The 19,548-nt window shown below is 52.6% G+C and carries 18 protein-coding genes and 1 pseudogene; 11 read left to right on the top strand and 8 right to left on the bottom strand.

Annotated features, from left to right (window positions below; genetic code table 11):
- The 7 genes and pseudogenes from NMD14_05975 (at window position 1) to NMD14_05945 (ending at window position 3,653) form a co-directional block, all read left to right on the top strand.
- Complete coding sequence (locus tag NMD14_05975) at window positions 1-789, top strand: hypothetical protein (GenBank protein ID XEI33957.1); 789 nt, start codon at window positions 1-3, stop codon at window positions 787-789.
- A gap of 282 nt (window positions 790-1,071) precedes the next feature.
- Window positions 1,072-1,548 (top strand): lecithin retinol acyltransferase family protein, encoded by a 477-nt coding sequence (locus NMD14_05970; protein XEI33956.1) that lies wholly within the window; start codon window positions 1,072-1,074, stop codon window positions 1,546-1,548.
- A 26-nt stretch (window positions 1,549-1,574) separates the two neighbouring features.
- A complete protein-coding gene (locus NMD14_05965; protein ID XEI33955.1) occupies window positions 1,575-2,000 on the top strand; it encodes a DUF2787 domain-containing protein in 426 nt (141 codons plus the stop codon).
- Window positions 2,001-2,009: 9 nt separating this feature from the next.
- Window positions 2,010-2,420: a hypothetical protein gene (locus NMD14_05960; GenBank protein ID XEI33954.1), complete on the top strand. Its 411-nt coding sequence runs from the start codon at window positions 2,010-2,012 to the stop codon at window positions 2,418-2,420.
- Window positions 2,413-2,592 carry a hypothetical protein gene (locus NMD14_05955; protein ID XEI33953.1) on the top strand — a complete coding sequence of 60 codons (180 nt, stop codon included), beginning with the start codon at window positions 2,413-2,415 and terminating at the stop codon, window positions 2,590-2,592. The genes NMD14_05960 and NMD14_05955 overlap by 8 nt, the downstream gene beginning before the upstream one ends.
- 187 nt (window positions 2,593-2,779) lie before the next feature.
- Window positions 2,780-3,268 (top strand): annotated as a pseudogene (gene radC, locus NMD14_05950) (DNA repair protein RadC).
- A gap of 82 nt (window positions 3,269-3,350) precedes the next feature.
- On the top strand, window positions 3,351-3,653 hold the full coding sequence (locus NMD14_05945; GenBank protein ID XEI33952.1) for a hypothetical protein: 303 nt from the start codon (window positions 3,351-3,353) through the stop codon (window positions 3,651-3,653).
- 142 nt (window positions 3,654-3,795) lie between these two features.
- Here the strand turns inward: NMD14_05945 and NMD14_05940 are convergent, their stop codons facing one another.
- The 4 genes from NMD14_05940 to NMD14_05925 all read right to left on the bottom strand — a co-directional run bounded on the left by NMD14_05940 (window position 3,796) and on the right by NMD14_05925 (window position 9,196).
- Window positions 3,796-6,387: a DEAD/DEAH box helicase family protein gene (locus NMD14_05940; GenBank protein XEI33951.1), complete on the bottom strand. Its 2,592-nt coding sequence runs from the start codon at window positions 6,385-6,387 to the stop codon at window positions 3,796-3,798.
- A 2-nt stretch (window positions 6,388-6,389) separates the two neighbouring features.
- Entirely contained in the window at window positions 6,390-8,513 is a 2,124-nt protein-coding gene (locus NMD14_05935; protein ID XEI33950.1) for a DNA methyltransferase, read from the bottom strand.
- Window positions 8,514-8,564: 51 nt separating this feature from the next.
- Window positions 8,565-8,768, bottom strand: coding sequence for a helix-turn-helix domain-containing protein (locus tag NMD14_05930; protein ID XEI33949.1), 204 nt, complete (start codon window positions 8,766-8,768; stop codon window positions 8,565-8,567).
- A gap of 239 nt (window positions 8,769-9,007) precedes the next feature.
- A complete protein-coding gene (locus NMD14_05925; GenBank protein ID XEI33948.1) occupies window positions 9,008-9,196 on the bottom strand; it encodes a DNA polymerase III subunit theta in 189 nt (62 codons plus the stop codon).
- 116 nt (window positions 9,197-9,312) lie between these two features.
- On the opposite strand from NMD14_05925, the gene umuD reads away from it, so the two are divergent.
- Both umuD and umuC read left to right on the top strand, forming a co-directional pair.
- A complete protein-coding gene (gene umuD, locus NMD14_05920; GenBank protein XEI33947.1) occupies window positions 9,313-9,756 on the top strand; it encodes a translesion error-prone DNA polymerase V autoproteolytic subunit in 444 nt (147 codons plus the stop codon).
- Window positions 9,737-10,996 carry a translesion error-prone DNA polymerase V subunit UmuC gene (gene umuC / locus NMD14_05915; protein ID XEI33946.1) on the top strand — a complete coding sequence of 420 codons (1,260 nt, stop codon included), beginning with the start codon at window positions 9,737-9,739 and terminating at the stop codon, window positions 10,994-10,996. Before umuD ends, umuC begins: the two co-directional genes overlap by 20 nt.
- A gap of 262 nt (window positions 10,997-11,258) precedes the next feature.
- Here umuC and NMD14_05910 read toward each other — a convergent pair whose 3' ends face one another.
- Window positions 11,259-12,182: a viperin family antiviral radical SAM protein gene (locus NMD14_05910; protein ID XEI33945.1), complete on the bottom strand. Its 924-nt coding sequence runs from the start codon at window positions 12,180-12,182 to the stop codon at window positions 11,259-11,261.
- A 185-nt stretch (window positions 12,183-12,367) separates the two neighbouring features.
- On the opposite strand from NMD14_05910, the gene NMD14_05905 reads away from it, so the two are divergent.
- Window positions 12,368-15,097, top strand: a complete 2,730-nt coding sequence (locus NMD14_05905; protein XEI33944.1) for an ankyrin repeat domain-containing protein — start codon at window positions 12,368-12,370, stop codon at window positions 15,095-15,097.
- Between the two features lie 210 nt (window positions 15,098-15,307).
- On the opposite strand, the gene NMD14_05900 is transcribed toward NMD14_05905, so the two are convergent.
- Window positions 15,308-16,552: a hypothetical protein gene (locus tag NMD14_05900; protein ID XEI33943.1), complete on the bottom strand. Its 1,245-nt coding sequence runs from the start codon at window positions 16,550-16,552 to the stop codon at window positions 15,308-15,310.
- Between the two features lie 369 nt (window positions 16,553-16,921).
- On the opposite strand from NMD14_05900, the gene NMD14_05895 reads away from it, so the two are divergent.
- The gene (locus NMD14_05895; protein XEI33942.1) at window positions 16,922-17,839 is read left to right on the top strand and encodes a WYL domain-containing protein; all 918 of its coding nucleotides are present in this window, start codon (window positions 16,922-16,924) and stop codon (window positions 17,837-17,839) included.
- Between the two features lie 70 nt (window positions 17,840-17,909).
- Here the strand turns inward: NMD14_05895 and NMD14_05890 are convergent, their stop codons facing one another.
- Complete coding sequence (locus NMD14_05890) at window positions 17,910-18,560, bottom strand: hypothetical protein (GenBank protein ID XEI33941.1); 651 nt, start codon at window positions 18,558-18,560, stop codon at window positions 17,910-17,912.
- A 10-nt stretch (window positions 18,561-18,570) separates the two neighbouring features.
- Window positions 18,571-19,251, bottom strand: coding sequence for an inovirus Gp2 family protein (locus NMD14_05885; GenBank protein XEI33940.1), 681 nt, complete (start codon window positions 19,249-19,251; stop codon window positions 18,571-18,573).
- Between the last annotated feature and the right edge of the window lie 297 nt (window positions 19,252-19,548).

The raw sequence follows: 19,548 nt of genomic DNA, 5'->3' as shown, positions 1-19,548 counted from the left end.
ATGCATCAATGGATAATAGCCCTGCTGGGCTTACTGCTGACGCCCGCAGTACTGGCGTTTGGTGATCATGGCCGTTGGAACGATGGCTGGGGTCAGGGGGTGACGGAGTATTCGGCAACGGTTGATGACTCAACCTATCTCTATCTCTCGTGCCGGATGGGCCAGCTTAGCCGCATCGAACTCAACCAAGCAGGCCAAGCACCGACTGAAACCGTTTGGCTACGCATCGATGGCCATACCTATCCCCCGCTATCCAGCATGGTGGCAGGGAATGACAGTAAGGCGTTCTATGACATGTGGGCCGCGCTGCGCTCAGCCAAGTCGCTGCAAGCCATCACCCAGGATGGCCGCACCGTTGAGCTGCCGGTCGCTGGGGCACAAGAGACGCTAACTGCCGCTACGGACGCGGCCTTTGGTTGTGCCTTTCCGGCTCCGGAGCCTGAGCCAGCCGCCGCCCCCTTGAACTTTGAACTGCGCGCACAACAGGGCGTACTGCAGGTTGTGTCTCGTAATGACCCTGTCACGATTAAAGACATCACCATCAACCGTGGCCAGTGTCAGCTGGTTCGGGAAGTGCCGAGTGATGATTGTGTCAGCGGTCGTGTAAAATGGAGCACCTGTCTCGCCAGTAAAGACCGGTTAAAACCAGAGTACATCAAGCAGGTGTTCCCTGTTGCGATGAACTTTGGACAGCAAACTCGGTTCACCCTCAAGTCAACACCGCTGTGCCGAGTACTGGAGGTGGTTATTCATACCGACCGGGGAGATGCCGGTTACACCTTCGAGTGAGCCCACTCCACTTCGCTATGCCCGGTCTCGTACCGCAATGCTGTTCAGATAAACACTTTTTTGACTGATTATTCATAAATTAGATTTGAGTTGGGGGGGCAAGGCTGTGTCCAGTCGATCTTCCTCCAGCCTTTATCCAGCGAGGCTTGCAATAGAAAGAGGGAGGCATCATGCCTCCCTCGCTTTTTTGTCCTGATACTACGTGGACTGGAACTCAAATTCTCTTAAGTGAACAGCATTGCGGTCTCGTACCGGGCTTTTTGTTTTCTAAAAGGAGCAGACATGCAACCTGGTGACCATCTGGTCGTAAGCCGATGGGGCTACGACCATCACGGCCTCTACGCGGGCAATAACCAAGTTATTCACTATACCGGTCCTTTCTCGAGTGAAGGCCCGGTGACTGGGCAGATTATTGTCTCATCGTTGGAGATATTTACAGGCAATGGCGACTGCTACCTGCGTGAATACAGCCACCGTTACTACAGTCCGAGCGAAAGCCTGGCGCGAGCGCATCAACGGCTAGGAGAGCGGGCCTACAACCTGCAGTTCAACAACTGCGAGCACTTCGTGACCTGGTGTATCCAGGGTGTACACCACAGTGAGCAGGTAGACCAGGCGTGGTGTACCGTCTTGCTAGCCATCACGATTGCACAAACGCCCCTGCCGCCAATTCGCACCACCAAGCCGACTCTCCCCACACTGCTCACACCGCTGACGAACAAGCTACCAACCTGGCTTCTGCCCTGGCGACTGCGCTAACCCCAACCCTTTATTCGGAGAACACCATGACCATTCCCTTTTTCCGGGACGGCTTTGCCCTACCCGTTGATCACTCATTGCTGGTTCTGCTCAACCAGGAAATCGCTAAAACCGAGCTCAACCTTGAGCGCTTAACCCAACTGACCTTCAACTTTCGTAACCCAAGCTACAGCGCCGAGCAAGGCGGCGTGCACCCGGTCGAGATCCGCCTGATCCGTGGGCTCGATGGCTGGTTGTTCGATTACGTCACCGGCTTCAGCTACCAGGGGCTCGGCCATGATGCCGAGCTCTGCAAGGAGCTCGATTTCAACTTCCTCGATGGAGAACACACCATGCTGGGCTGGGGACCGCTGCGGCTTGCCGAAGCGCGGGAATTGTTCGACATCTGGCAGAGCAACTTCATTGCCTACTGCCGGTTGGAATGCTTCAGCGTCACGGTCGCAGGAGATTAGGAGGACACGATGAGCCAAGAATTAGCGCTCTCCCACTACTCACGTCAGTGGTTGGGACAAATCACCACCAACGCCAAGATAACACCCACCAGCAGTGGTCAGCGTTGGCTGCTGCACCTGACACCGGATAGCCAACAAGCCAGCACAGTCACCTTACAAGTGCGCTGGTCTGGCGTGCAGTGGCAACTGATCTCCCTCACCAATGCTGAGGACTGGCACACCATAAGCCAGCCGAGGGATGAAATCTGCATCGACCCCGAACGTCGCTGTTTCTGGCGCAGTCAAGCAGGACCCGTGCCACTCACCGAACAACCCCGCGTACTGGCCAACTTTCTGGCCGACCTGCAACGCATCTGCATTCATCGCGGCTATGCCGTGGCGAGTGACCCCATCCCTGACAAGGAGACCGAAGATGATTAACGCCGTGATCGCCATCGAGCTGGAGGCTTATCTTGAGCATGATGGTCAGATTGAAGCAGTGCATGACCAAAGCCAGCCGGTGGACGGTTACGCCCTCTACCTGCGCTATGAAAACGAACGGGGGACGCACTGGCGCAATGGCTGTGCGATCACCCGGATCACTACTGGCTAACACGGGTAGGTAACTTGCTCGCCACCAGTTACCACATTCCGCTGCACGACTACACCCCGCTCACCCTGGCGGCCAGAACACCGCCAACCAAGCCAGCGGTCACCCCCATTCAGTAACCCATTAACCAACTACCTCGCCTACCCTGCCGCATCCCACGCGGTGGGGCGATGGCGTATGGAGCACCATCATGTTGCATCACAAACTGATCGCCGGGGAGATCCCCGGTACCTATCGGGTAACTGACCTTGTCACCGACGACGACCTGCTCACCATAGCCCAAGCTGTTGCCCGCAAGAAACTCGCCAAGGGCGTTGCCATCACCGATAAAAACTTGGCCCATCAAGCCCTGCAAGGACTGCTGCAAACACGGGATCGCGAAGTGTTTGCGGCACTGTTCCTCGATAACCAACACCGGATCCTGGCCTACGAGGAGCTGTTCCTTGGCACCCTGTCCGCTGCGACCGTCTACCCACGCGATGTCGTCAAGCGGGCACTGCACCACAATGCAGCCGCCCTGATGCTGGTGCATAACCACCCGTCGGGATACCCGGAACCCAGCCAGGCAGATATCGAAATAACCCACCGATTGCAGAGCGTGCTAGAGCTGGTCGATATCCGGCTCCTGGATCATCTAGTGGTTGCCACAGAGGGAATAGTGCCGCTTGCGGACAGGGGGGGTTGGGTTAATCACCCTCGCTGTGGTTCAATCACCATTTTTGCTAAACTCTGCCGCTTAATTTCTACCAGAATGTCCGACGATGAAACTGCTAAATACCTACGATGACAAAGAGGAAGCCGAAGCGGCGCTGACCAAGATCCTCGGTGAAAAACGACTGGCCAGTGAACGGGATAGCACTGTGGTGATCTACAACCTGTTTGGCCAGCCAACCTGGGGCAACTTCCATCGTCTTGGCATGTTTTCCCTGCCTGAGCTACAAGACATGCTGGAGCGGCGTAAGACAGGCCAATTAATTGATAGTGCTCGCCATAAGGAGATCCTCGCCATGCTGCACTACGCGGCACGCTCTTTTGAACTCGTCATCCCAAAGCACTGGATGTGAAGAAGGCCGGATATTCCGGCCTTCATTCTTTTACTTACTCTTCATATTCCACGTTGTTGAAATTGAGCAAGCTACAGTTTCCTTTATCGCTCGTTACAGGCTGACATCCTGTCGTACCAAATTGGCTTCAATGGCCTTCGTATCACACATAGTCATTAGCCAATAGACCTTCGAACAAGCTCTTTGCGCTCGTTGAAGATAACACTGCTTGCCGAACATCTGGGCGAGTCAAATCAAGCACACGCAGTTTGCCGCTTGCTTCAGCCACCGCTTCAATACGGCGGTAAGCGTCAGGGTGTTCATTAGCGTACCCAGCCAATCCTTGCAACTTTGGCAATGCATCGGCCAGATGAAGCCCGTGTGGATCGACCAAATCCACCACGATCTTGCCATCTTGCTCTGCAAAAAAGATGAAGTCTGGACGAACGATCTTGAAAGGCTCATCCTTGCGTTCACGATAAGCAATACCCAATGAGGACTGTCCTGGTTGCTGCGGGTTACGATACCAGAACCGGAAGCCAGTGCGCTTGGATTCCGCTTCGACAACTGTGCGTTCCCATTCATTCAGCTCGGCTGGATACTTGCCATCTTTGTCAGACAGCAGATGGTTTTTCCAGGTCGGGAAGGCAATTTCCTTGTCGTTCTCCCGCGCCTTGGTAGCTTCATAGCGAGATTCAGGCTTTGCCAAATCCACACTCTGCGGCTCGGTGCTCATCTCGATAATCTGCCGATAAGACTCCTTGCGGTCGTCCGAGAGGGCCTTGATCTGCGGTGCGTATTTTGCCAGCCAATCTTTCGCAAGACTGTCGGCTGCTGCATCGAAATAGAGTTGAATCTCAGTGACCAGACCAAGGCCTGCGACAGTGACACGGGCCTCGACAATAGCCTCAAGGAATTCCTCTGGATCCTTGTCTAGGTCAGGGACCTGTCGGGCCAAATGCTCAACATATGTTTTCGCAATGTCCGGGCTGAAAATGCGCGTAGCACGCCGGTAGGCGTCATCGATCACTGCGACGTCGGCGTCTTCCCAAAACTGATCTAAGGTTTTTTCCTTGCCCTTCATGTCGGCAATAACCGTCTTACCATCCACAGTCAGCACAGACTTGCGCTTAGCCTCGATCTTCTCTTTCTGAGACTCCTGGAACTCATCTAGTGCTTTGTGCATCAAGCCATGGGCCAACCTGCCTGCACCAACCAGAATACCGTCGGATGCTAATTCGTGAGCCAACGCGGTAAGGCGCTTTGCCGGTTTCGCACCACGCTGTGGCCGAGTCTGAGACGGCAATAACTCAAAAGCTGCCCACACAGAGGCGTTGGCCTCGGGATGTGGCTTGACTTCCACATAATCGATCAAAATGCGTCCAGTGGGTGGTGCCGACTCATCGCCTTGCATCAAGGTATCGACCACTTCTTCAACCGTATTGCGGTTGAACTTCGGGAGCAAGCAATCAACCGCATTCAGTCGGTCATTGCCTGGAATGCGCCGAGCCAATGGTGAACGGACCATTCGGCCGAGCAATTGGGTGATGTGGGTACGGTCACAGGCGGCACGGAAAGACACCATTACTTCTGCACGTGGACAATCCCAACCAGTACTGATGGCATCCTTAGCGATCAGCACACGCACCCATGTGGAGTCCTGCACCCGTTGCGGTTCGATGTAAGGTACATTGTGGCTCCCGAATTGTTGGGTGGTATGATCCCCAAAAACGTGCGCCACACTGGCAGCAGGCAACTCTGGGTAGCGATCAAAAATCGTGTCCAGAGCCCGCCCTATCTCGTTGGGGTCTGGCGTATTGGGTACCTGCAGAACCATCAGCGGCACCACCGCGCGAGATTCCTCCTGTTGCTTGGCGTATTCGTGCCAGGCGATAGCGGACTCCTTCAGCTTGTCTGTAGCACGTCGTACCAGCACTGTGTCGAAGTCGCCAGTCTCAGTGGGAATGTCTAGCAGTATGGTATCTTTGATCAGGCCGGATTCCTGCACCTTCACCGCATCCACAACGACATTCGGCAGTTTGATGTGCTTACCCGCAAACTCGATAGCATTGTTGAAACGCTCCACTGTTGCCGAAATCCCCCATACCACTGGGATGCCCGGCACACTGCCAAAGCCATTGATCAGGCGTTGCACGATTGTGCCTTTTTCATTGACTGTTGCATTGCCCATGCCGCGATGAGCCTCGTCCAGCACCAGATACAAAGTAAGTTCAGGGTCTTCAATTGTGTTTTGGATCGTGTCCCAGATGGTGTAAGCACGAAGATCTGGTCGGGTTTCTGGAAACAGAGGCCCAGCCTTAGCTTCTAGCTCTTCTTGGTCATGCCCCCGCACCAGCAAGCTGTTTTTACCCAACTTTTGCGTGTTGAGAAAATAAATTTTTCCGGCCTCAAACCGTGGGCGGTTGAAGGTATTTTCCACCACCACAAGATCGGTGTGGTTGATGCGGTCGCTGGCTTCCATCAAGCGGAAGCGCGTTTGCTCATTCAGTGCCGGATCATCGCTGAACCAAATCACCACCGCGCCAGGATCAGCATCGAATTCAAACTCGTCATCGCCGTGAAACAGAGCTTCGAAAGCGGCAGCAGCCATTACGGTCTTCCCCGCCCCCGTAATAGCGGTTAGAGAGAACGCACTCTTGCGCGATTTACGACGCCAGTCATCCTGCGCATCTCTGATGTTGATTAATGCATCGCGCACTGCGTCACGTTGATAGTCCTTGAGGGTGAATTTCATCTTTATTCCCCGTTCGCGAAGCTGAAATTGGACAGGTAGGATTCATACATGCGCACAGCCTCAATGCCAGTAGGCAGGCGTTTGGTTATGGCCTGAAAGCGCCGGTCATCGTCGGTGACGATGTAAGCAATGCGCAAACCGTTGGCCGCGCAGACTGCATGGATGAAGGGCGTGGCCTGATCCACCTCGGTCAATAGCCCATAAGTATCGACAACCGCCCAACCTTCGACGGGCAATTTCTCGATGCGCCTGCCTTGTGCACCCGCCCGCAGCCACAGTATGGGCGCGATGCGCGCATACGCTAGGTTGTGGTTGACCGCGCTCTTAGCCTCGTAGGTCAGAGTGAAAAACTCCGCATTTTCCTCGAAACCATCGGCCATTGGGAATTCGTCGGTGAACTTGTAATCGCCCTTGATCGGCTCGCCGGCTGGCGTCTTGCCGGTAATGGCAGCCGCCACGCGTGGCTTGGTTATGTAGTCGCAGATACCATGTTTTTCCCAATCAGGATCACCAGGACGCAGCCCCTCCTCGCGTAGCTCCTTTTGCTCGGCTGCCGCGACTTCGTTATTCGTGACTGATATGCATTGACGGCATCCACCGTCCTGCTTGTTCAGCCGCATCACTGCATGGGCCGTTGTGCCTGAACCGGAGAAAAAGTCGAGGATAATGGCATTAGGTTTGTCGCCTACAAAAAAACGAAGGGAATCTTCCACAGCGTACAAAGACTTGGGAAATGGAAACCTGCGTTCTGGGATAAGGGATTTCAGAATTCCCGTTCCTCCATGCTCGGCACTGTGCGACGTGAATTCCCACTGAGTTGTCACGTGTTTCAAAGTCGCGTTAACATACTTTGCAATTACAGAACCGTCTTCACGTCTTTTCTCGATCACGGCCGTGCCGGCGGCAATTTCCTTTCTGGCCTTATTCGGTAGATGCTGAATAATGTAAGCCTGTGGCTGATCTTTTCTACCGTTTGCACGGATAAAACCCTTTGGCCACCAATTATCAAAAGCTGAATCAGTGTATTCCCAGTTCATTTCTGTTCCATCAGGACGAACAGGAAATACAGCTATGGCCCCTTTAGGTGGAACAATTGTGTCACGCAAGGTTTCAGGTGGCAATGGGTCACCACGCCCCACTATCGCCCCCGTCTTAGCATCAACAAAGATGGGGAAAAATTGATTTGGCCCACAAGCACCTTTTCCCTTTCTGCCGCGAACAGAAGCAAGATTACGTCGCCGCATAGTCTCCCATCCGACTTCGGCCCCTACATCTGTATCATCAAGCATGCCACCTACTTTTGCATCTCCAAATCGTACAAAAAAAAGGAACTCGTTCGTTCGAGCAAAATCTCCGGATCTACCCGTTCCTTTTGGATTGATGACTGAAGAGACCATTTCAATTTTGGCGCCCTCGTATATTTGCTCCAGTAACAAGCCTAGCCGCAGGTATTCCTTCTCATCGATAGTCGCGATAAGGACAGAATCTGCAGGATTCAGCAGTTCCTTCGCCACTAGTAATCGCCGCTCCATCATCGCCAACCATTTGCTGTGGCGATACAAATCGTCACCCTCGACGTAATCGTTGTTGTATTTCCAGTCCTTCGCACCAGTGTTATAGGGCGGGTCAATATAGATAGCGTCCACCTTGCCGCGATGCGTGTAGGTCAGGGCCTTCAGCACGTGGTAGTTTTCGCCGTTGATTACGGTGTGAAAGGGCTTGTTGTTGTCGCCGCACGTTACCTTGCCGGTGCTAACAAGGCCCGGATAAATCGTGTCGCGAAATTCAGCGACCACAATCAGCTCGGACAGCTGCACCGATTGCAGTACGGGCTCTGCCGCATTCAGTAGTTCCAAATCAGCACTTTTTTTGGTCTTGTGAATGGCCTTCACCAGCCAAAGACGCTGATCGCCTTTTTTGACCGAGCCACGCTCAGGCAGCACGCGCACTTTGTCGCCCTTGCGGATAGGGCGCAGTGGCAATTCAACCGCTTCCGGACTGTGGCGTTCAAAGTTCAGACCAAACGGTAACCGGGAGGACAGCGCCTTGAATTCGCGCTCCAAATCAGTACCCAGCAGTGAGTCCTTGGCCTTGACCTTAGCGAGTAGGTCAGTAAGTCGAGACACTGCAACCCCCTGTTTGTTGTGATGTGCAATGCATGGCAATAAAAAGTGGCATCAGCTTTTACCTTGTTTATGTGGGTTCCCGATACTGGCGGCAATCCAGTTGTCTAATTCAGCACGGCGGAAGCGCCAGCTGCCACCAAGCTTGAAGGCCGGTATTATCCCCTCCTGCGCCAGTCGATAGACCTTACGCTTGCCTGCTTTAAGATATGCGGCAACTTCTTCGAGAGTGAGAATTTCGCCTTCAGAGTCTGCCATGGCGGATCCTATATCAAGGATGGATTGAGATTGCAGAATTTAGCCAAATTTACCATAAAATCTCAATCAGCATCGAGAAATGACCAGGGGATAGATAGACAACAATGATCAGGATACGTGCTGGAAAACCGGGGCGAGTTGCAGGCCCTGGGTCGTATCTTCAAACTCCAGAGCCCGGATTTGCGCGAAAGTTAAGGAATTTAGGATGTCCCCAAAATAAGGGCGTGAACGCAGGAAGCCTAGCCCCGTTTGTACCTACTTACTTGCTCAAGAAAGTAGCTGCTCAGCTCACACTTATGCGGGCTTGCTTCGCTTTCTGCGCTGGCCAAGTGGCCGTTGCGCTCTTTCCATACCGCATATGCGGCGGCCTTCTCGACCTCGACCCGTTCTTGCTGCTCTTTCGGTAGGGCACACAGATTGTGACTCATACTGACCTCTTTGTTATTTGTTGGCGCCATAGCAAGCCATCTGTGGCATGCGGGACTTGCGCTGGTTCAAAGGTGGTGCGCTATAATGCCTGTATATAAACACAGGCATTGTTACCATGAAGCTGTTAACCCCAGACCCATCACCCGCCGAGGTGACCATCCCGCTGTTCTTGCACCGCGCCTCTTGCGGCTTTCCCAGCCCAGCCAGCGACTATCTGGAAGGGAAGTTGGACCTCAACACCCACTGCGTGGCGCACCCTGCCGCAACCTTCTATCTGCGTGCCGAGGGGGAGAGCATGACCGGGGTCGGCATCTTTCCCGGTGACTTGCTGGTGGTCGATAAGAGCCTGACCCCGCGCCATGGTGATGTGGTGATTGCACTACTCGATGGCTGCTTCACGGTAAAGACCTTGCAGCTCAAGCCGAGGTTGCGGCTGTTGCCAGCCAATCCGGCGTTCGCGCCTATCGACCCTTGTATGAGCCTCTCCCTGGAGTTGTTCGGAGTGGTCACCCATGTGATTGGCAATCTGAGGCAGCGTGATGGCTATAGCGCTCGTTGATGTAAACAACTTCTACGCCAGCTGTGAGCGGCTGTTTCGCCCTGAGCTGCGTGGCCGCCCGATCGTGGTGCTCTCCAACAACGATGGATGCGTGGTGTCGCGCAGCCCCGAAGCCAAGGCGATGGGCATCGAGATGACCGGGCCCTACTTCAAGATCCGCGAGCAGTTCGAGGCGCATGGCGGGGTGGCATTCAGCTCCAACTACGCGCTCTACGGCGATATGTCTGGCAGGGTGATGAGCACGTTGGAGACCATGGCCCCTGAGCTTGAGGTCTACTCCATCGATGAAGCGTTTATGGCGTTGTCGGAGTCGTTTGCCGGGGACCTGACAGCCTATGGACAACAGATCCGGCAGCGAGTGTGGCAGTGGACCGGCCTCACGGTAGGGGTCGGGATCGGCCCCACCAAGACCCTCGCCAAGCTGGCCAACTATGCAGCCAAGAAGTGGCCTGCCACGGGCGGCGTTGTGGACTTGCGTGACGAGCTGCGCCGTGCCCGGCTGATGGCTATCACCCCGGTGGACGAGGTGTGGGGCATAGGACGGCGCTTGGGCGCTAAGTTGGTGGCACAAGGCATCAACACCGTGGCTGACCTGGTGGCTAGCGACGCCAAAGGGTTACGCGCCCAATACGGCGTGGTGGTCGAGCGGATCGTACAGGAGCTGCGTGGCCTGCCTTGCGCAGAGCTGACCGTTGAACCGGCTGCGAAGCAGCAGATCCTCTCGAGCCGTTCCTTTGGTGAGCGCGTGACTGACCGTGGAGAAATGGCCCAAGCGTTGTCAGGCTTTATGGCTCGCGCAGCCGAGAAGCTGCGGGCCGAGGGGATGTGTTGCCAGCGGGTGCACCTGTTCGTGCGAACCAGCCCCTTTGACGAACGAGCCCCTTACTACAGTGAGCAGGCTGGCGTCCGGCTGGTCTGCCCTAGCGATGATACCCGGTTGTTGCTGCAGCAAGTGAACGTGCTGCTACCGCAGATTTGGCGCGACGGTTACCGCTATCAGAAGGGGGGCGTCATGCTGAGTGAGTTCACCCCCAAGGGGCAACAACAGGCCGACCTGTTTGCCCCGTCCTCTGCTCAATCGGATGCGCTGATGGCCGTGATGGACCAGATCAAAGCCAAGGGATTGGGGCGTGTAGGCTTTGCCAGCCAAGGCACGGGGTCGCCTGAGTGGATGATGCGACAAGAGCACCTGAGCCCCTGTTACACCACCCGCTGGGAGGACCTGCCGGTGGCGAGGTAGAGCTACATTCACCAGCTCAAACATCATACGGCCGCAGGATATACCTATAAAACACGCATATTCGCTACAGATAAAATACCCTTACGCAAATCTCGCCGTAGATTATACAAGCAACGGCTGTCGCTGGGTGACCTGCTCACTGTCAAAGTCAGCAGCCCATCAGGGCTGGTCAGCCGCCCATGTTTACCACCATTTTGAAAGACCCACCTCTGACGAATCAGTTGGCGGATCAACTGATCGATATCTTTATTTGTACAGTACTTCATACGCCCACATCCGTATTGGTCTGGATATAGCGTGCGCAAAATCGCTTATGGTCAAAGCTCATTTCGCTAAAGGCCATCCCTGCCCCAACCTCGAGGATTGGCCGACTGTAGGTATAACCCTGACCAGCAGCAGGCAACAGAGGTGTGTTCTGAAAAAAGCGCCCGTATGGATCAACCATCAGATATGACTCATGCATGTCTAGGTTGTCCTCGATACAAAGGATTTGAGAGAAAGGATTATGACGAGAGACAAACGAGGCAAACTGTTCGTCATTAACAGCTAGGTGCTGACTCACCACAGGCAACATGCGTAGGACTTTCCACTTATCAGGTGCAAGCCTCACGATCAGAGCACCGAGATCTTCGTGGTGATTAAGCTGGTTAACCACTGTATTAAGCTTGATACGCAGATCTGGGTTTAGCTGGCGAGCCATATCCAGACTGGCGACCAACTCATTCAAGTCAAGTTGTCGACCAAGGCGATCAACTCGTCCAATTGCGTGATTGTTTGCGGCGGATGCTGAATCAATGCTGATACCGAGCCAAGTCAGTTGTAGTGCGAGGCTGTTTAGCAGCCCATCGTTGAGATAGCTACCGTTAGTTATTAACGAGACCTCGAAGCCGAGGTCTCGTGCTTGGGTGACGATGGATGGAAGTTTGCCTGCATGCAACAATGGCTCCCCACCCGCCAGATTGAGCCGTATTGAACGCCATTCTAATTGGCCAGCTAATGGGTTTGCACGGTTCTCCGGTCGAAAGAAATGGTACAGCTCGGCCAGGAACCTAGCTGTTCGTTGTGGATCTCGGATCAACTCTCGCTGGCAAATTGTTTTATACCAAGTCGCATAACAGTAATGGCAACGATAGTTACAGGCTTCCGTTAAGTGCCAATTGATAACGATTTGAACGGGTAGTGACATGATTAGGCTCTCTTTGGTCAAGAATACGCAAAGGGTGCCTATGGATTGGCTTAAACGATATGAAACACCTTGTATCCCCCCAGTTTTAAGGCCTGTGAGGGGGGGTACAGGGCATTTCAGTGATCCGATGGATAAACATTGCCAGAATGGTCGAGACATCAGACAACCTCAGGATGAGACACAACATGAGCACCTTGCCACTACCCGAAGCTATCTTGCTGGAAATTCATCAAAGCCTTGGCTGCCAAAGCTATCCGACAACCAAGAAAACCAAGTTTTCGACTGGTCAGATAAGTCTTAAAGCTCACAAAAATATGGGCGAAGAAGTCTTTGACGATATCTTCAGGGCACTAGGGCTCGACCCGCTTGCACAATCAGATGCACTCGACAACTTCATGGAATTTGTGCATGCCTATAAGTTTCTCGAGCTCAATACTTGGACATTCGCAGCAGATCAACGCCAGGTTCTCTGGGCGTTGTTGACACATTTTTATATGCCGATTCTGGCCCGCCGGATGGGTTTTTGGAACCTTGAACCAGTGCTAGACAGAGGTATGCCGGGTGGGCGTTTTTGGTATCTTCCTGAGCCCTGCAAGGTACATGGCAAACCAAGTCTATATATGCCGGTTGCCCAAGTGGTCGATTGGCTGTTGGACCTGCTGGGTATGCCTCTGGAGGCGTTCGCAGAGCAACATAGTGAATTGATCGAGGATGGCAATGATGGCCTACGCCGATCCTTATATAACTGGCGTAGTGGAACCACAATTCGTCCAGAAAGCATCGAAAAGTACTTCTCCGACGAGACAAAACTACGTTTTGATGGAGCGATATCACTCCACAATGATGACAGCCCTTCTGCACAATTTAGTAACGCTATTATTTTTTTGGAAAAAAAGGGGCTGACTGCCGACAAGCTACGATGGGAAATCCCCATGACTCAACCTGGTCGCATAGAGTCAATTCTGGACGGGCAGGCTGATGAAGACGAGCAAGCCACCTTCGTGAAATGCATCGCTGAGCGTTATGCAGCACCTTTACCAAAAATTATCCGTCAACGCTTGTTACTTGCTCGGACGGTACAGGATGGTTATGTACGGCTACTCAAATACCTATTTCCCGATGTTGACAAGTTGTGTGCTGATCCCCAGCAAAATAAATTGCTTCAACTATTCGCCATCTATAAGGCTATCTACAACCTAACTATCGATGCATACCGATATTGCGGGGAGCAGGGTGAAGCAGCTGAAAATGCGTGGTTCGAAGCACATCTGCCTGAATGGGACAAACAAGGCATATTCCTTTCAATCCTTCCTTCTCGTCGTGAAACTGCAAACCTAGAACTCGCTCAGTTATTGACTCGTTATTTCTACCATTTGCAACCTGGGGCGATGCTTGAAGATCACTTTGCACTCGACGCAGCATCCGCTGAACCCATCATTCGGAAAAAGTTGGAACTCCTCAAGGCTCATGCTGATGAGACACAAGCTATCTATCGGTTGATTGACCGGATGAGAACCTCATCACCTTGGCGCGCCTTGCAGACCGAGCATCGATATTCGGTAGTCAGTCAGGTCGCGCAGCATCCATCCCTAACTCCACGAGCCAAAGAGGCCGCTATCCAGCGTTTGCATGAGATAGCAGCAACACCAGCCGAAACCATCCAAACAATTCTGTTCGGGCTGGAGGGCTACCTGAATAGTGATCGCAAACAAAGGCCAAAAGACACAAAAACCAAGGTACAAGTTCTACTCGATGAAGCTGAAGCCAGCTCAGGATATGAGTTATGGAAAGCACCCATTTTGCAATACAAAGCCAAACACCTGCTGGCCAGTAATGATTTTGAAGGGGCAACCAAATTATTCAGAGAGGCGCTGGACGCTGCTTTGGAACGTAATTATGGTCCTTTACGTGGGGAGATCGCGAGGGATGGTCTGGCCTTAGAAGTTGCCAACCAGAAACTAATCACCAATAACCACGAAAAGTACTATCGGGAGATGCTGGCCGGAGGAATGATGGCCGAGTGCGATACGGTTCCATCTATCGAGGATATTGCACGCTGGTCATCAGATTACTTTTGGGAGGAGCTGTATAAACCCTATCCTGGTACTGAGGCCGAAGTACGCAGCATGCAAAGTACGATGGATAAGTTGCTTAACGACCTGCTGCCATTGTTCAAAGCTGGCGAGCAAGGAGGATTGCAAAAGTGGATCAACGCCAATTGTTCATTGTTGAAATCTAGCCTGCCTGATGTCGATGGAAATTCCGTATTGATGGCTCTGCTCAAGATGCACTCTCTGTTTCTGCAGAACATGCCGATGATGAAGCAAATGGTTCCACCCGAGCTGCAAAGTGAAACGCATCGATTCGAAGCCATGTTGGCGCATTGGCGCTCGTTTATCGGCCAACTCGCACAAGAAAGCCCTAAACAACTAAATATCCCCGATATTAAAGGGCAATCCCCCTTGATGCTGATGGCTGAGAAAGGAGATACCGAGTTAGTAACCATCATGCTCAAAGCTGGCGCGGATCCAGAAATGCAAAGCATTAGCGGAATGACTGCTCTACATTCGGCGATCAAGTCTGGGGTAGATAGTTGTGTGGATGTACTCCTCGATCACCCCTGCAAGCGAGACAATCTCACGGATGATGGGCAATCACCACTGCACACAGCGAGTTGGACTGCCAATTTGCATGCCGTCAGGCGCTTACTACATCTATCCCCCAAACTCGCACGGCAGCGCAATTCTCAGGGAATGACCCCCCTAGAGCTAATTAACTACTTGATCGACAACCCAGAAGCGTTAAGCCTCTTAGCTAACCAGCGAGCTCAAAATGGGCAACGTTGTGCCACCAAGCAAGAGCTGCTCGCAACTGCAGACTTGCTTGCACAAGCCACTCCAATGTTGCAGAAATAGATTGCAACTCCAACTGCCCCCAAAGAGATGCTGATAACAGCATCTCTTTTTTATTACCTTTGCGGTATGAATGCTTGGAGATACTAATTCGATATTATTGATGCGCACCGAAGAGACTCAATGAGTTCCGATCATATCAAGAATTTCGACACAGTCATATTCCCCCCTAAGCGGGAAAAACGTCTGAATCTATTCGGTCAAATCCAAAGGTTATTTACATATCTCACACCACCAGCCATTCGGGCCGTTGCCTCTATCTCCCCCGCAGTGAGGGCAGGAACCCGGTTTGATAGAGGAATACCACTGGCGTTGCGTGTCGCTCACGGGTTGCGGACTGGCAACGGGGTTGGTCTGTTTCTGGGGAGTGAGGTTTACATTTGCGCCACCTCGCATGCTGGCGTAGGAATACCGTGTAGACGCTTCTGCCTTTTCTGCTCTTGCTATTCGTTTCGCACGAGATCTGATGCAAACCTCGCGATAGCAGTAGCCGTCAGCATCAAGGCGTTGGTGCTGTAGTTGGCAATTACGACACGCGGTCGGCGTAGATCGTGGATACTGCCCCCCATTGCTGGTCTTGTCGCTGTCTTGCGCAGCCCGTGCGGCATAGTCCCGTGCTCTCTGGGCGGCACGCTCCTGTTCAGCCAATCTCATCTGAGCCGTAATCGCCGCTTGGTGCTCGCGTTGCATCCTTTGCTTTGCCTCATACTGACGCCGAGCTTCCTCCAGTTGTTCTTGTTTTAGTTGCTGCTGTCTGGCTTTCTCCTCTGCTTCTTGCCGTCGCTGTTCGGCAAGCTGCTCCAGGGCGATCAGCGCCATCTCCTCGCGTGGGTGATAGAGCCAATGTAGGCAGTTGGGATTTTCGCTGAGAATCGTCAGCATCAAAGTCGTTGTGTCCATCCCTGCCGGGCGAGACTTATCGAACATCCGGTCGCCAAATTGGCTATAACAAACAGCCAAAACGCCTGTTTTAGGGTGTTTGGCAATGAATCGCCCCAGCCACAGCGGGTACAACCCTACAGGCTCGTGCGCGGCAGGAAAGTGTAGGGCAAGGTGAAAGTCTGGTCGGGACATCAACTGAAATAGCCCTGCCGGAACACCATGGGTCTCTGCTTGCGGAACAAATTGAACGCCTATATCAGCATGGGCCTTAGCAACCAGTTCCTTGACCCCATCAAACGAGGTGTAATGGGCAGGGGTATTGAGCTTCACTACACTTTCCAGCTTAGAGAGCAGCATCAACCGCACACTGGTTTCAAAGGCGTAGATGCATTTTTCCTTGCTGTCACGGTAATGAGCAAAGCAGTGGCGGTTTTGCTCACCTTTTCTGGCAACGAGCAATCCTTTACAACTGGGACAATGACAACCGGCTGCAAGTCCTCTTTCAACATCATCGACCGAGACAATTGCACCGGTCTCGGTCTTAATTGCGAAGGGTATTTTATTCTGAAAGTCCATCAATCGGTCACCTGAATAAGCTTCTGGTAAGCCGCAGAATAGAGTGGCAACGTTCTCTGCCTTATCCCTTTACCTGCTCCCTTTGAATCTCCACCACGTTCATCTGCTTGGTATCCTTGTACTCAATAAATACACCTAATCGTACTACACCATCCCGAAAGCCTTGAGGTATGGGGCCTTGCGGCAAAGCCTGGCATGAACTTGTGATTGTGAGAGCAACCGAAGTTGAGCTGCACTTCGGCAATATGCTGGTAGAACGTGGTACAGACAGCACAATCTTTTTCATCACACTGTGATTAACTCAGTATATGTCGCCTGTATACTCATGCCGATACTGGTTACATACACATGTCGCATTTTGGAGCACATATGGCCCCCAGAGAGCTCACTTGGGATCAGACCCTACGCTTTCGCCTGCTAGAGATCGTGTTGCAATGGGAAGGACGGCTGACCACCAATCACCTAATGACAGCCTTCAATATCGGCCGCCAGCAAGCATCACGGGATATCAATCACTACCTGACCTACTACTCACCAGTAGGGTTGATCTATGACCGAAGCCTGAAGGGATACAAGCCCACCGAGCAATTCGTGCCGCGATTTAGTGAAGGAAAAGTAGATGAGTACCTGATGCTGTTACATCGTGAAAAACAGCACCAACGCCAACATGAAGCGGGGCTGTTGACCCTGCCGCTGATGGATTTGCGCTACGGCCATATCGAGATCTTGGATGTACCCAACCGTCATATCGACCCCAAGATTGTGCGGGGTCTGGTGCAAGCGGCTCGCGGTCAGTTGCGGGTCGATGTCGATTACGTATCCCTCAGCTCAGAGGAGCAGAGCGGCCGCAATATCGTGCCCCACACCCTGGTCTATGACGGGATCCGCTGGCACGTGCGCGCATACTGCGAGAAGAAAGGGGTATATCTGGATTTTGTGATGAGCCGGTTTCGTGGGGAACCTGAGCTACTGGATACCTCCCCTCACGGCCGGGATCAGGACCTTGAGTGGAACACCCAGGTCACTGCGGTGGTCATCCCCAATCCAACCCTCAGCGCAGGACAACAGGCCATCATTGCCAGTGACTATGCCATGCCGGATGGCAAGCTGCTGCTCAACCAGCGCATCCCTTTGATGCATTACGCGCTGGAGCGCATGCAAGTGAGCTATAACGGCGATCACGAACAGTATCCGCTGCTCTACCCGCTGGTGCTGGCAAACCGGGACGAGTTGGTAGCCAAGGGCTGCATCTTCAAGCTCCGAAGCCCGGATTTGCGCGAGAGTTAAGGGCTTTATGATGTCCCAAATAAGAACGTGAATAAAAGAGGGAGCCTTGGCTCCCTCCTGCAACAAGGACTTAAAAATAGCCCGACTCCTGCTTTTTGATGTGACGACCGCAGAAATACTCCGCCTGTGCAGCGTTATCACCGTATAGCCGGTGGCCACTCATTAGCCATTCAAATACGGTTAAGGCAGTGTCCTCTTGGTCGATGCAGTGGTACGCCACACGCCCCAAACCTGGCTCCATAGGAAGCCGCTCTACTTCTTTGCAGAAACGAAAGCGCCGCAAGATACACTCACGCCAGTATTCTGCCACTCGATAGGCAAACCACTCAGGCCTTGCCGCATGTTTACAGTTACTGAATAAGAAGACCATACGCACCAACGTCATGTCGTGAGAGCGACTCACACGACAGACAACACACTCCAACTCTTTAAATAAAGCTCGAGTCTCGGTACTCGATGCCAGCGAGGTTGCTAGCCACTCTGTCGCAATACAAACATCATTAAAATGCCGGGCACCGAAATAGATTTCCAAGCTAACCGCATAACGCGCCGATACTGGGTCAGTCGCCCCCCACCACAATTGCCTTAGAAGCTCCTTAGTCAGGACAGGCTTTAGATCATAATGCGCCGAATAACCACAAACTGTAGGTGTATGCACATACTGTTCAAACTCTGGCTGTGCGTTTTCGCCTACTACTTCACTCTTGTTAATTTCCGTCATCTTACTCTCCTTACTTTACAAAAGGTTGACTACTACCAAAATTACGCTGACCGGGAACCTTTGTTCTGGTCTTCGCTAAATAAGCAGCTCGCAATAAAAACTCGCGAAACACAGGGGAATGTATCGTTGCAGCACGGCGGTCAAATACGTACGCAGGGCTCTTCGGAAAATGCACTAAAGACGCATAGTCCGGGTAGGTAAGCCCAAGGGCACTACACCAAGCACGCTGTATTCTAATAGCCATATTGTCGCTCTCAGCATTATGGTAATCTCCCAAGAACGCATAAATGTCTTTATTAAAAAGCAGCACCACGTGGTAATGCTGACTCGCACTCGAGTCCTGCTCACGCACCCAGATATATGCAGGAAAGGCAGGTTGTCCTCGCCTGTCTTTACGGTAGTGGTCCGCTACCAATTGGCTTTTAAGTGCACCAAAGAAACGTGTAATTACCGCTGAGTCCTGCCGAGGAAAGCACAGTGGGATATCAGGCGCCTCCGGCCAATTAGTTTGTGGCAAACGTAAATCAACACGTACGGCAAACACACGTGGATATATATCCAAGCAGCCGGTAATGACCTGTGACAACTTGGTTAAGTAATAAGGTGAAACACTCCCATAACGATGCTCAGCTGCTGCAAGCAGGTTATTAAGCTCCTCAGGGCTAAGCTGGTAGCCCAACGTTGAATTCATCTCGCCTCCTTTTCGGTAGGTATGGTTAGCCCCATGCCTGTTTAATGCATGTAGATTTTGTAGATGGGTCAAGAGTGGCCGTACAAGTCCACTCATCCATTAAGTGGATGATGTAATTTATTACAGTAGGACGTCAGTGCAGAGGGTATGTAGCCCTAGCGGACATACCCATTGAGTCAAGCCTGAGCAATGCTGCTTAGGCTGTACAGGTCAATAGCCACTTAGTGTGGCTGATATTCCCGTGTAGGGCTGCTGGTATAGCAGAACGTGTTGGTAGGTATATAGCAGAACGTGTTG

The organism is Aeromonas veronii (assembly GCA_041319085.1).
Lineage (GTDB): Bacteria > Pseudomonadota > Gammaproteobacteria > Enterobacterales > Aeromonadaceae > Aeromonas > Aeromonas veronii_F.
The sequence above is the reverse complement of the archived record's forward strand: the minus strand, read 5'-3'. Positions and strand labels throughout refer to the sequence as shown.